Origin of the sequence: Virgibacillus senegalensis, assembly GCF_000821245.2 — a bacterium.
GTDB lineage: Bacteria > Bacillota > Bacilli > Bacillales > Amphibacillaceae > Sediminibacillus > Sediminibacillus senegalensis.
This window is the reverse complement of the sequence record NZ_LN611424.1, coordinates 1132183-1144824: the sequence shown is the minus strand read 5'-3', so window position 1 is coordinate 1144824 and position 12642 is coordinate 1132183. Positions and strand designations below refer to the sequence as shown.

The window sequence follows — 12642 nt, the reverse complement described above, 5'->3', positions numbered from 1 at the left end:
GGACGAAGTCTTCTAAAATGGCGCTAGCAGTAGGCAGTGCACCGGCCCCGGGCCCCTGTAATTTTAAGTTGCCGGCCAAATCTCCGTGAATGAATACAGCATTATCCACTCCTGATACCTCATATAATGGATGACCAGCAGGAACCGCCATCGGCTCAACCAGAAGGCGTGCCTTTCCTTCCTTAAGTCGGAAACTGGCAACAGGCTTGATTCTCCATCCGGCCGACTCAACGGCCAGAATATCAGCAAGCGTGATACCACGAATGCCGCGCCTTGCCACTTGTGTCCATTCCGGCTGTTGGCCAAGCAATAAATCGCTCAAAATCATCAGCTTATAAAATGCGTCCCATCCATCAATATCATTCCCGGGATCTGCTTCAGCATATCCTAGCTTCTGGGCGGATTGTAACGCTTCTTGAAAGCTTACCCGGTTTGTTGCGATTTCGGTAAGGATGTAATTGGATGTCCCGTTCAAAATGGCTTCTACATTGGAAATATCGTTCACCTGCAGCAGCTGTTGCAGCGTCCCTATTACCGGAACTCCTCCTGCAACCGCTGCTTCAAATTTAAGTCTGGCTTTACCGTTATCTGCGCTTTCCCGTAATGCATTTCCCTGGTTAGCAAGAAGCTCTTTATTGGCGGTCACCACATGGATTCCTTTTTCCAAGGCGCGATGCAAATAACCGGCTCCCGGTTCGGCTCCGTTTATCGCTTCGATGATTACGTCAATCTCCGGGATAGAGATCAGCTCCTCGAATGAAGAGGTTACCAAAATGCCCTCAGCGATATCACGGTGTTTTGCCTCATTTTGAATCAATACCCCAACGATTTCCACTTTTCTTCCTATCAATCTTTCGAATTTGCTTTGTCGTGTTTGAATGGTTTGGTAAACACTGCTCCCCACTGTACCAAATCCCAGCAACGCTATTTTGACCGTAGTCATACTTTACCTCCTGTTCCTCTCTATCTGCAGCTATGAGGTTATGCTATCTTTATCGAGCTCCCGCTGCTTCAATTCCCTGCGCAGGATTTTACCGCTTATTTTTGTTTTGGGTAATTCTTCGACTACTTCAATCTCCCTTGGAGCAGCATGTGCGGCCAAATGCTCTTTAACAAAAACGCGTATTGTTTCGAGCAGTTCTGGCGTTCCTTCATAGCCGGAACGCAAGGTAATAAATGCTTTTACCAGCTCACCGCGTAAGGGATCCGGCTTACCAATAACACCAGCCTCTGCAACTGCAGGATGTTCGATCAACTTGCTTTCCACTTCAAAGGGTCCAATCCGCTCCCCGGCTGAATTAATCATGTCATCGCTCCTGCCCTGGAAAAAGATATAGCCGTCTTCATCCTGGACAGCCAGATCACCTGAGACATACCAGCCTTCATATAAGAAGTAGGAAGCAAATTTATTCTGGTTTCCCCAAATTTCTTTCATTAATCCCGGCCAAGGCGTTTTAACTGCAAGCTGACCGATGGATCCTGCCGGAAGTTCTTCCCCGTCCTCATCCAATATACCGACCGTTATTCCCGGGAACGGACGCCCCATTGATCCAGGCTTTATCGGTTCTGACGGAAGATTGACGATCAAGTGGCCGCCGGTTTCAGTCATCCACCATGTATCATGAATCCGTAGTGCTAAGTTGTCCCATGCCCAGCTGATGACTTCAGGATTCAAAGGTTCTCCGACACTTAAAATATGCCGTAGCGACTTCAAGTTATATTGTTTATATAACTCTCCCTGAGCCATCAGCATGCGAAAAGCAGTAGGGGCACTGTACCAAATAGTGACGCCAAAATCTTCAATGATCTGGTACCAGTTTTCCGCCCGAAACCTGCCCGCTTGGATGACGATAGCGGCACGATTCAACCATGGTGCAAACAAACCGTAAACACTACCCGTAACCCAACCTGGATGGGAAGTGCACCAATATACGTCATCCTCCTGGATATCCAGTACCCAGTTGCCGGATTGGTAGTGATGGACGACAGCTCTGTGTGCATGTAACACGCCTTTCGGTTTTCCTGTCGATCCGCTAGTGTAATGTATCAGCATCCCGTCCTCCGGATCCACCCATTCGACCAGCTCTTCTCCTGTGGTTTTGACTGTTGCTGCTTCGATTTGATCAACCAGCAACACGGTCTGTAAACTGGGGATTTCCGTTTGAGGCACCCGCTGAACAAGCTGATCATCCGTAATCAAGACAGTGCCGTCACAGTCATTCATTCGGTCTTTTACTGCTTCTTCCATAAATGCTTCAAACAATGGACCAGCAATTGCACCGATTTTGATGATGGCCAGAATGGAAAAGTAACAGGCAGGAGTTTTCGGCAGGAACACAAATACGCGATCACCTTTGCCGACTCCCTGTTCCTTCAATACACGGGCATAGTGATCTGTTTTTTCTTTCACCTCTGCGAACGTGTAGCTCTCGTTGTATTCATCCTGGACAAAATACAAGGCCGTCTTATTGCCATATCCTTCTGCAACATGACGGTCGATCGTTTCGTAAGCGGCATTCCATTTACAGGTTTTGGAAAGGCTTAGCTGTTGTGCGGCTTGTTCCCAGGTAAATGTATCAGCCACACCACGATAGTTTGTTAAGTTGTGTACGCCCCTATCGGCTTCTAATATTTTCAAGTCATTGGCTGTCATGTTGAACCTCCTCTATGTATCTAGCTATTTCATGCTGTATCTGTTGTTAAATCCAAGCTGGCAAGTATTTCTGCCTTATAAGCAGCCAACTCGCTGCTTCCCCTTTCTCTAGGTTTCGCTTGGGGAATCGTGATTTCCTTTTCAACTTTGCCTGGCTGCCCTCTCAGCACGATGATCCGGTCGCATAAATAAGCAGCTTCATCTACATCGTGTGTTACCAGGACCATGGTCGACCGATAACTATTCCACACTTCCAGCAACAGATCCTGCAGCTGCATTTTGGTAAACGCATCGAGGGCACTGAACGGTTCATCAAGCAGCAAAATTTCCGGTGAAGTAGCCAGTGCACGGGCAATTGCCACACGCTGGGCCATACCGCCTGAAAGCTGTTTCGGATACAATTTTTCATTGCCCGCAAGACCGACACTTTTCAAGTATCGGGCAGCTTTCTCCTGTTTCTCCTCTTTGTTTCCCTCGAGACCGAACGTGACATTGTCAAGGACATTCAACCAAGGCAGGAGACGCGGCTCCTGAAACATAAACCCTGTCGTCTTCTGTATCCCATTCACTTTTTGCCCATTGATCTCGATTACACCGTCATATTCGTTGTCAAGCCCGGATATGGCACGAAGCAGCGTACTTTTGCCGCATCCGCTTGTTCCTAGAAGGCCGATAATTTCTCCTGGTTCCGCACGAAAGGAAACTTCCTGGACAGCAGTTTTTCCTGCAAACGTCCTGCCCACTCTTTCTAATTGCAGACTCATCTCTTTTCCCCCTTATGACTTTGCTGCCCGATCCTGCCAGTGCAAGGTTCGGGTCTCGAGTATTTTAAGGATCCAGTCCGACAGCTTCCCTATCACTGCGAATAAGACAATACTGGCTATGATGGTTTCTGGCGCCAACGTGTTTTGGCCGACGACTAGCAAATAACCCAGCCCCTGGCTCGCACCCATCAGCTCTGCCGCCACGACAAACATCCAGCCCAGACCAAGACCGCTGCGCAGTCCAACTAGAAAAGAAGGAAGAGACGCCGGGAGAATAATTCTTCGTACAAGCTGAAATGTATTCAATCCGTATATTTTCCCTACTTCTATCAGTTTCCGATCGACTCCGCCTATACCACTGACAATATTTAAATAGACCGGAAAAAAGACACCGACTGCAATCATGGCAATTTTTGACGGCTCGCCGATTCCCATCCATAAAATAAAAAGTGGTACCCAGGCAAGGGAAGGGATAGAACGAAACGCCTGGATAAGCGGATCGAATAACGCCTCCGCATGCTTATAAAAACCGACTAACGCACCAAGCAGAATAGCTGCAGCCGTTCCAAGCAAAAATCCCATCAATACCCGGTAACTGGTGATACCGACATGTCCCCAAAGCGTGCCGTCTGTTGCCATTTCGACAATCGTACTTAAAATGACGGAGGGAGCCGGAAGCTGATAGGAAGGAAATACTTCCAACCGGCATAATCCTTCCCACACAACCACCAACAGCAATGGCAAAATACTTCCCAATAAAAGGGGATGCGTGAATGCATTTGATGGTTTGGCTGTCTTAACATTCCTTTTTCCATTTGCCGTGAAGACACTCCTCACTTCACTTTGATTTTTAGCCATAAATCCTCCTCCCCGCCTGATTTATTCCGATATCGTTTCCTCTGCAAAAGATGGATCGATTAATTCGTCTGTCAACTCTTCGATATTGGCTTCCGGATCAATCGTCTCGCTTTCCTGTAACACTTTCCCAGCCTCTATCAACGCATCTCTTTGCACATCTCCAGGAACTGGTTCAGAAAAATCGTTTCTTTCCAGCTGTTTTACCGCTACTTCTTGTTTAATCTCTGCTTCCTCAGCCAGTAATTTGGCTGCTTCTTCCGGATTTTCCTGGATCCATTTTCTAGCTTTTTCGTAAACCTCAATCACACGGTTAACGTATTCAGGATGTTTTTCTGCAAATTCTTCTCTGACATTCAAGAAACCATACGTATTAAAGTCTGGATTACGATAAAAAAGCTCGGCATCCGATTCCAGCTCCAACCGGGCCATATGCGGGTCAAGACCGGACCATGCGTCTACCTGACCGGATGTCAGGGCAGAAGCACCATCACCATGCTGAAGGTTCACAATTTCCACCTCATCAGACGGCACTCCCTCTGCTTCCAGAGCACGCAGCAGAAATATGTAAGGATCCGTTCCCAACGTGGCTGCTACCTTTTTCCCTCTCAAATCTTCAAGGTCGGTGATTCCGGAATCATTGGCAGTCACCAAAGCCGTCCATTCTGGTTTCGAATAAATATAAACGTTTTTAATCGGTGCGCCATTTGCTTTAGACATTAGAGCGGCAGCACCTGCTGACGAGCCAAAGTCGACACTGTCGCTGTTCAAAAACTCCAACGCTTTGTTGCTTCCCTGGCTAAGCGCCCACTCTACATCGATGCCTTCTTCTTCAAACTCTTCTTCCACCCAACCGAAATTTTTCAACACCAGGCTGGTCGGTGAATAGTAAGCATAATCAAGCCGTATCTTATCTGGTGCTCCTTCCGAATTTGCACTGGATGAACAGCCGGCAGTAACAATCACAATTAACGCCAATGCTGTCAGAGCCAAAAAGCTTCTTATGTCTATCAATGGTATGCGATTCATGGGTATCCTCCTCGTTGTTACATCCTTCTTATATTTCACACACGTAAGTCGTTATGGTCCCTCTCAACCGTTGCGCTTCCTTATACGTACAACGGTTATGAACAACCTGAAGTCCTGCATCCCTTGCAATTTCAGCTGCTTCGTCTGAAACTACCCCTTCCTGGAGCCAGAAGATTTTCGGCCGGACTTCTGCTGCTTCTCGAGCGATTTCGATTGCTGCTTCCGGACTTCTGAAAACCTGGACGATATCAATCGGTTCCGTGATGCTCTTCAAGTCCGGATATGCCTTCTCACCCAAAATTTCCGTTTCACGCGGATTCACAGGAATGATTTTATAGCCAAGCCGCTGCATCTTTCTGGCGAGTCGATGGCTTGGTCTTGCCTCTTTACCACTTAACCCGACAATTGCCAAGGTTTTTTGCCGCTGTTCCTCTTTTCCATCGGACTCGACGCGTTCTGTCGGGGACTGCAAAGCCCAACGGATCACGCCTTCATCGTTTATCACAATCTGCGGGCCGCTCTCTTTTTGTTGGCCTGTCGCTTTAGTCAATGCATTATCCAAATCGTTAATCAGATCCCTCACCGACTCGATACCGACCGACAACCGGACAAGCTCTGCTTTAACGCCGGTGGCTATCAGTTCTTCTGGTGACAATTGCTGATGAGTTGTAGAAGCCGGATGGATGATTAAGGACTTCGCATCTCCGACGTTCGCTAAATGCGACCATAAAGCTACATTGTCGATTAACTTACGACCAGACTCTTTGCCGCCTTTAATTCCAAAATTGACAATCGATCCATATCCGTGTTGAAGGGTTTTATCGGCCAACTGATGAGACGGATGCTCTTCCAGTCCTGGATACGAAACCCATTCCACTGCCGGGTGATTCTGCAAGTATTTCGCAAGCTCCAGGGCATTCTGATTATGGCGTTCGACCCTTAAGTGCAATGTTTCGAGTCCTTGTAATAGCAAAAAGGCGTTAAATGGACTTAGTGACGCTCCAAAATCCCTCAGTAACTGAACCCTTACTTTGGTGCTAAACGCCAATGTGCCGAAATCAACTGCATAGTGGATACCGTTGTAGCTAGGATCTGGTTCTGTAAACTGCGGATATTTTTCCGAGTTCCAGTTGAACCTTCCGCCATCGACGATCACACCGCCAATCGATGTTCCATGCCCACCGATCCATTTGGTAGCAGAATGGACGACTATATCTGCACCAAGTGTAATGGGTTTACAAACATGAGGCGTTGCAAAAGTATTGTCAATGATTAGCGGAACCCCGTGTTCATGGGCAATTGCCGCCACTTTTTCCACATCGAGTACATGCAGACTAGGATTGCCGATAATCTCTCCATAAACGGCTTTGGTATTTTCCGTGATCGCCTGACGGAAATTTTCCGGATCAGTAGGATCGACAAAGGTTACCTTAATGCCGTATCGCGGTAACGTAGTCGAAAACAAATTGTACGTACCGCCGTATAAGTTGGTGGCTGCTACGATTTCGTCCCCGGCACTTGCCAGATTAAGAATCGACAGTGTGATGGCAGCCATACCAGAAGAAACAGCGACGGCTGCAACGCCTTCCTCCAACAGTGCAAGCCGCTTTTCAAAAACATCGACTGTCGGATTGCCTAAACGGGAATAAATATTTCCTGGTTCATCAAGTGCAAATAACCGTTCCGCATGCTCTGTGTCGTGAAAAACATAAGAAGTTGTTTGATAGATAGGAACCGCACGTGAACCTGTCGTCGGATCCGGTGATTGTCCTCCGTGAAGTGATAAAGTTTCTAAATCGTACGTGTTTGCCATGTTTGATTTCCTCCCCATAATTTCTGATAAATGAAAATAGCCCTCTTCATAAGAAGAGGGCTGCCCATGCAAATTCCTCCCCTTATCGGTCAGGATTTCTCCTGCAGGAATTAGCACCTTTCAAGTAAGATAAACTTGAAGGTTGCCGGGCTTCATCGGGCCAGTCCCTCAGCCTCTCTGGATAAGAGTTTTGTCTTTATTCATTTTTCATCAAGATGAGCTTTCCAATTTGGATTTGATGATGCCCCCCCATTTTTCAAATTCGACCAGAAAACCATCGTGGCCGAAACTGGTGTCGATCAAGCGGTATGATGCCTCTTTCCCGTCCTGTTTCAATTCATCCACCAGCTCTTCCAAGGTTGCTGGCGGGAACAAAAGGTCTCCGCTATAGCCTAGCGCTGTCACTGGAGCTTTGATCCGGGAAGCCGCCTTTTTCCAGCCTCCCCGCTCCCGTCCAATATCATGTGTATCCATTGCTTTCAACAAATACAGATAACTGTTGGCATCAAAACGTTTGGTAAGCTTTTTCCCCTGGTAATCGAGATAAGACTCGACTTCATAAGCTATTTCATCATGAAAGTTCCCTGCCGGTGCCCGTTGTTTTCTGGAAAAGCGTTCGTTGAACAAGTCTCCAGATCGGTACGTAATCATTCCTACCATACGTGCCAGGCTTAACCCGCTCTCCGGTATGGATCCCTCTGCGTAATTGCCGTTATTCCAGTTAGGATCATGCAAAATCGCAAGCCTTGCTATATTATTGAATGCAATAGCATAGTCGGTTAAATACGGCGTAACGGCCAGTGGAATCAAACGGTCCATCTTATTTGGGAACATGACTCCCCACTCAAGTACCTGCATGCCACCGAGTGATCCGCCGATGACCGCCGCTAAATGGGTAATCCCTAGTTTTTCAAGTGCCTGATGCTGCGCGAGCACCATATCACGCACCGTAATAAACGGAAACTTCGCCTGATACGCCTTACCTGTTTCAGGTTCGATGCTCAGCGGTCCTGTCGAACCATTGCATCCTCCCAGAACATTGAAGGATAGGACCTGATAACGGTCACTATCGATGAATCCTCCGGGTTTGATCATTTCCGCCCAATAGCCTGGTGAATCCTGGTCACCAACAGCATGCTGGCTTCCGGTCAGCGCATGACAGACCAGAATCGCCGGAGCATCGGAAAAGCCAACCCTTTCATAAGCAAGCTCAACCTCAGGAAGAACCGTTCCTGATTCCAATTCGAGTTCTCCTATATTGATGGTGCCAGTCTTCCTCTTAGCAGCTGTTTTCACTTCCATACGACGGATTCACCACCTTTCTTTTTCAATTAACCTGATTTTTTCTCAATCCATCGATAGCAGTAGTAGCTGATTGGGATTCTGATTTTCATCAGCTCTTTGCTTACCTCATAAAAAGCCCCTTTGAGTACACAAAAAATGCCTCTCCAGAAGATAGAGAGGCATTGAATTTCAATTCACTCCTTATCTTCCAAGCTTGCGCTCAGCAGGAATTAGCACCTTTTTAAGCCGTGGCTTAAAGGTTGCCGGGTTTCATCGGGCCAGTCCCTCCACCTCTCTGGATAAGTTTTCGCAATATTTCGTTTTGATTTAATCTGAATTCTAGCATGAGGCGGAAATACTGTCAACAGGTTTTCTGTCTGTTTTCTTTTTTGAAATAATTATTAAGAAAAAATAAGATAACCGTTTATTTCGATCATGATATGGGAACAAGTTGAATGTCGCGACAGGACGGGCCCTCCAGCGATAAAAAGCTAAACAAACCGTAAAAATGCTAGAAAAGGTGGTTTTTAACTTGTTTTTTCACAGAAAAGAGCTTCAGTATCATGCGAAACCCGAAAAGTCCGACCCGGTCTTTGCCAAGCAACTGCAGGAGATCCTTGGCGGACAATTCGGTGAAATGTCCGTAGCCATGCAATATTTATTCCAAGGCTTCAACACCAGAGGGAATGAAAAATATAAAGATTTAATCATGGACACCGGTGCAGAAGAGCTTGGCCATATTGAAATGATTGCTACAATGATCGCTCGTTTACTGGACGATGCTCCTATCAATGAACAAGAAAAAGCTGCGAAAGATCCTGTGATCGGAGCAATCATGGGCGGAATGAACCCCCATCATGCCATTGTATCCGGCCTTGGAGCAACTCCAGAAAACAGTGCCGGCGTACCATGGAATGCAGGGTACATCATTGCCAGCGGTAACCTGATGGCTGACATGCGCGCCAACCTCAATGCCGAGTCTCAAGGACGGTTACAAGTCGCCAGATTATATGAACTAACCGAAGATCGAGGCGTGAAAGATATGCTTTCTTTCTTACTGGCAAGAGATACCATGCACCAAAACCAGTGGATGGCTGCTCTGAAGGAACTAGAGGAAAAAGAAGGCGGAAATATTACCCCGACCACTGTGCCCGCTGAATGGGAAGCGCTCGATTTTTCCCATAAACTATACAACTTTTCTGAAGGAGAAGACAGCGCACGGGGCGTATGGGCTTCAGGTAATGCCCCGGATGGACACGACTTTCAGTATGAAAGCGAACCAGTGGGGTATGGTGGAAAACCAGAACTGAAACCAGCACCTCCATATGTACATTCCACCCCACCTCTTGATAAATAATCAAGGGAAAAAGGCCTGTGCACGCTAGCGCGCACAGTCTTTTTCTTTTAATTGTTACTTTATACCTCGTTTATGACCGAAGTCATTCTCTCTTGGAATAGGTATGGCGAACAAAACATCATTTTGGCTGTTTTTTTCTTGCTTATCCGGGGAAGTACTTATCGTGATACACTTTTCTTGGAGGGCAGTTATGGTCTATTTGCAGGAACTCGAAGATAAAATCGAAGCATTACGAATCAAAATGTACGAAGCATACAACGAAAACCCGACCGGACGAGAAGTGCTCCAAATATCCCAGACGCTGGACAAGGTAATCAATCAGCTTGAACAGAAAAAACGGGACCAATAATCCGGTGATAGCTACTTCCTTTTCGGGATATATTTTTTCCTCTTGCACTCAAACATTTTTTGACGTATAATAGTCGTTGTCAGTCGGCGCTGGTTATACAGCTCCGCTACAACCCTATTACTCTGCGCTCGTAGCTCAGTTGGATAGAGCGGTGGTTTCCGGTACCACGTCTGTCGGGGGTTCGAATCCCTCCGAGCGCATCTATCAAAAAGCTGGCCTTAAGTCATAAACATGACTTAAGGCCAGCTTTTTTAGTTTGAGTCGACTTGGTTTTATTTTAACTCCGAGAAAAATCCTTTCCTCTGCCTTTCCCGCTTCTCACTAGATGCCTACTGTCCTGACCATTTATTCGCAATCATTTCCCCTATTTTTATCTGTAACATACTTTTTTATGAGAAAAATGAGAAAAAGTCCACAAGCCCATCATAACATGTATAATATATAGATAATTCAGAAAAGTATGATTTATTGAACGTTCGGAACGTTTAGGATTTACAGTCAGAAGTACCTACCAGCAAGGAGGATGAGCATGAACTCAGATACACCCATCCTGGAAGTCAACCAATTACATACCCATTTTTTTACGAAGTCGGGCGTTGTCAAAGCGGTAGATGGTGTTTCTTTCGCTATAAGTCCCGGTGAGACGCTGGGTATCGTGGGAGAATCCGGTTCAGGAAAAAGTATTACAGCCATGTCCATCATGAATTTGATTCCTTCCCCACCCGGTAAAATTGTCGATGGCGAAATTTTGTTCAAAGGAGAAGATTTGTTAAAAAAATCCGAAAAACAAATGCGTAAAATCCGAGGGAAAGAAATTTCGATGATTTTCCAGGATCCGATGACTTCCCTCAATCCTGTATTTACTGTGGAAAAACAAATGGTTGAGACGATTTTGGTCCATGAGCAGATGAACAAAAAACAAGCAAGGGAACGTGCGGTAGAACTGCTAGATTTAGTCGGTATCCCTGAAGCACGCGGCCGCTTGAAGAACTATCCCCATGAATTTAGCGGAGGGATGAGACAGCGGGTCATGATAGCAATGGCTTTGGCTTGTAATCCTGAAGTACTGATTGCGGATGAGCCGACTACCGCTCTTGACGTAACCATCCAGGCACAGATTTTAGAACTGCTGGCAAAGCTGCAAAAGGAATTGGGAATGGCGATTATCATGATCACCCACGACCTCGGTGTTGTCGCGGAAGTGTGTGACCGCGTTATGGTTATGTATGCGGGTAAACCAGTCGAATACACAGACAAAAACACCCTCTTCGACCAGGCAAAGCATCCTTACACACTGGGGCTAATGAATTCGATTCCACGTATTGGCTCTAAAAAAGAAAAACTGGCAGCTATCGAAGGACTTCCTCCTGATTTGCGGGCTCTGCCTGGCGGTTGCAGTTTTGCGCCGAGATGCCATCATGCGATGGAAAGCTGTTTTAGCCATGACCCAGCCTGGACGGAACAAACAGCCAATCATCATGTCCGTTGTCTGTTATATGAAGAAGATGCGGAGAAGGTGGTATCGGAATGAGCAATCTACTAGAAGTAACTAACCTGAAAAAACATTTTCCTATAAAAGGGAGTGGCCTATTCGAAAAACAATCCAGTGCCGTTAAAGCGGTGGATGGTGTTTCCTTTCATGTCAAAAAAGGAGAAACATTAGGCCTTGTCGGCGAGAGTGGATGTGGCAAGTCGACCACCGGACGGGCAATTTTAAAGCTGTTGGAGCCCACTTCCGGCACGATCCGCTTCAAGGGAGAAGATATCACCGACTACCGAGGTGAAAAGCTTCGAAAGCTCCGGCGTGATATGCAGCTGATTTTCCAGGATCCTTATGCTTCCCTCAATCCCAGAAAGACGATTGAACAAATCATCACGGAACCGATGAAAATTTTCAATATCCCGAAAGCGGAGCGTAAACAGAAGCTGGACCGGCTTCTCGAAGTAGTCGGCCTTAGCTCCTACCATAAACAACGATACCCACATGAATTCAGTGGCGGACAACGACAACGGGTCGGCATTGCCCGTTCACTTGCGCTGGATCCTGAATTGGTGATTTGTGATGAACCTGTATCCGCGCTGGATGTTTCCATTCAGGCACAGGTCATCAATTTGATGGAAGAACTACAGGATGAATTCCAGCTGACCTACTTATTTATCGCCCACGACTTAAGTGTGGTGCATCATATCAGTGATCGTGTTGCAGTCATGTACCTTGGACAAATCGTCGAAATCGGCGAAGTCGAGGAGCTTTATGCAAACCCGAAGCATCCGTACACCCAGGCATTGCTCTCTGCTATTCCGGAAGCAGATCCGAAAGTGTCCAGAGAACGGATCACCATTAAAGGTGACCTCCCTTCTCCTTCCAATCCGCCTGAAGGCTGCAAGTTCCATACCAGATGCCCCTTTGCAGAGGAAATCTGCCGGAAGGTAAATCCGGAGCTTAAGCAGGTTACACCTGATGGCCAGCTGGCTGCTTGTCACTTTGTTAAAGAAGTGGCGCTTGAGTACTGACTCTCGCGTCAATTCTATAAAAAA

The 12642-nt window shown here is 46.7% G+C and carries 11 protein-coding genes, 1 tRNA gene and 2 riboswitches; of the genes, 5 read left to right on the top strand and 7 right to left on the bottom strand.

Annotated elements, in window-relative coordinates:
* The 7 genes from BN1067_RS19865 to metX form a co-directional block, all read right to left on the bottom strand.
* The coding region (locus tag BN1067_RS19865; RefSeq protein WP_053218653.1) for a homoserine dehydrogenase at positions 1 to 943 on the bottom strand (943 nt) is incomplete at its 3' end.
* Between the two features lie 30 nt (positions 944 to 973).
* Positions 974 to 2653, bottom strand: a complete 1680-nt coding sequence (gene acsA, locus BN1067_RS09660; RefSeq protein ID WP_053218652.1) for an acetate--CoA ligase — start codon at positions 2651 to 2653, stop codon at positions 974 to 976.
* Positions 2654 to 2682: 29 nt separating this feature from the next.
* Positions 2683 to 3417 carry an ABC transporter ATP-binding protein gene (locus BN1067_RS09655; RefSeq protein WP_053218651.1) on the bottom strand — a complete coding sequence of 245 codons (735 nt, stop codon included), beginning with the start codon at positions 3415 to 3417 and terminating at the stop codon, positions 2683 to 2685.
* 12 nt (positions 3418 to 3429) lie between these two features.
* Positions 3430 to 4275, bottom strand: coding sequence for an ABC transporter permease (locus tag BN1067_RS09650; protein WP_053218650.1), 846 nt, complete (start codon positions 4273 to 4275; stop codon positions 3430 to 3432).
* Between the two features lie 21 nt (positions 4276 to 4296).
* Positions 4297 to 5301 (bottom strand): aliphatic sulfonate ABC transporter substrate-binding protein, encoded by a 1005-nt coding sequence (locus tag BN1067_RS09645; RefSeq protein WP_053218649.1) that lies wholly within the window; start codon positions 5299 to 5301, stop codon positions 4297 to 4299.
* 28 nt (positions 5302 to 5329) lie between these two features.
* Positions 5330 to 7114 carry a PLP-dependent aspartate aminotransferase family protein gene (locus tag BN1067_RS09640; RefSeq protein WP_053218648.1) on the bottom strand — a complete coding sequence of 595 codons (1785 nt, stop codon included), beginning with the start codon at positions 7112 to 7114 and terminating at the stop codon, positions 5330 to 5332.
* Positions 7115 to 7193: 79 nt separating this feature from the next.
* Positions 7194 to 7302, bottom strand: a riboswitch (SAM riboswitch).
* Positions 7303 to 7324: 22 nt separating this feature from the next.
* Entirely contained in the window at positions 7325 to 8416 is a 1092-nt protein-coding gene (gene metX, locus BN1067_RS09635; protein WP_053218647.1) for a homoserine O-acetyltransferase MetX, read from the bottom strand.
* 180 nt (positions 8417 to 8596) lie between these two features.
* Positions 8597 to 8704: riboswitch (SAM riboswitch) on the bottom strand.
* Positions 8705 to 8930: 226 nt separating this feature from the next.
* Between metX and BN1067_RS09630 the strand changes: the two genes are divergently transcribed.
* The 5 genes from BN1067_RS09630 to BN1067_RS09610 all read left to right on the top strand — a co-directional run bounded on the left by BN1067_RS09630 (position 8931) and on the right by BN1067_RS09610 (position 12618).
* Positions 8931 to 9755, top strand: coding sequence for a manganese catalase family protein (locus BN1067_RS09630; protein ID WP_053218646.1), 825 nt, complete (start codon positions 8931 to 8933; stop codon positions 9753 to 9755).
* 190 nt (positions 9756 to 9945) lie between these two features.
* Complete coding sequence (locus BN1067_RS09625; protein WP_110943410.1) at positions 9946 to 10104, top strand: aspartyl-phosphate phosphatase Spo0E family protein; 159 nt, start codon at positions 9946 to 9948, stop codon at positions 10102 to 10104.
* 124 nt (positions 10105 to 10228) lie between these two features.
* A tRNA-Arg gene (locus BN1067_RS09620) sits at positions 10229 to 10304 on the top strand.
* A gap of 329 nt (positions 10305 to 10633) precedes the next feature.
* Complete coding sequence (locus BN1067_RS09615) at positions 10634 to 11635, top strand: ABC transporter ATP-binding protein (RefSeq protein WP_199868505.1); 1002 nt, start codon at positions 10634 to 10636, stop codon at positions 11633 to 11635.
* Positions 11632 to 12618, top strand: coding sequence for an ABC transporter ATP-binding protein (locus tag BN1067_RS09610; protein ID WP_053218644.1), 987 nt, complete (start codon positions 11632 to 11634; stop codon positions 12616 to 12618). Before BN1067_RS09615 ends, BN1067_RS09610 begins: the two co-directional genes overlap by 4 nt.
* Positions 12619 to 12642 lie beyond the last annotated feature (24 nt).

Coding starts and splice junctions, on each gene's coding strand:
- BN1067_RS09645 (WP_053218649.1), bottom strand. CDS start 5,301: ATGAATCGCATACCATTGATAGACATAAGAAGCTTTTTGGCTCTGACA.
- acsA (WP_053218652.1), bottom strand. CDS start 2,653: ATGACAGCCAATGACTTGAAAATATTAGAAGCCGATAGGGGCGTACAC.
- BN1067_RS09650 (WP_053218650.1), bottom strand. CDS start 4,275: ATGGCTAAAAATCAAAGTGAAGTGAGGAGTGTCTTCACGGCAAATGGA.
- BN1067_RS09655 (WP_053218651.1), bottom strand. CDS start 3,417: ATGAGTCTGCAATTAGAAAGAGTGGGCAGGACGTTTGCAGGAAAAACT.
- BN1067_RS09615 (WP_199868505.1), top strand. CDS start 10,634: ATGAACTCAGATACACCCATCCTGGAAGTCAACCAATTACATACCCAT.
- metX (WP_053218647.1), bottom strand. CDS start 8,416: ATGGAAGTGAAAACAGCTGCTAAGAGGAAGACTGGCACCATCAATATA.
- BN1067_RS09640 (WP_053218648.1), bottom strand. CDS start 7,114: ATGGCAAACACGTACGATTTAGAAACTTTATCACTTCACGGAGGACAA.
- BN1067_RS09610 (WP_053218644.1), top strand. CDS start 11,632: ATGAGCAATCTACTAGAAGTAACTAACCTGAAAAAACATTTTCCTATA.
- BN1067_RS09625 (WP_110943410.1), top strand. CDS start 9,946: ATGGTCTATTTGCAGGAACTCGAAGATAAAATCGAAGCATTACGAATC.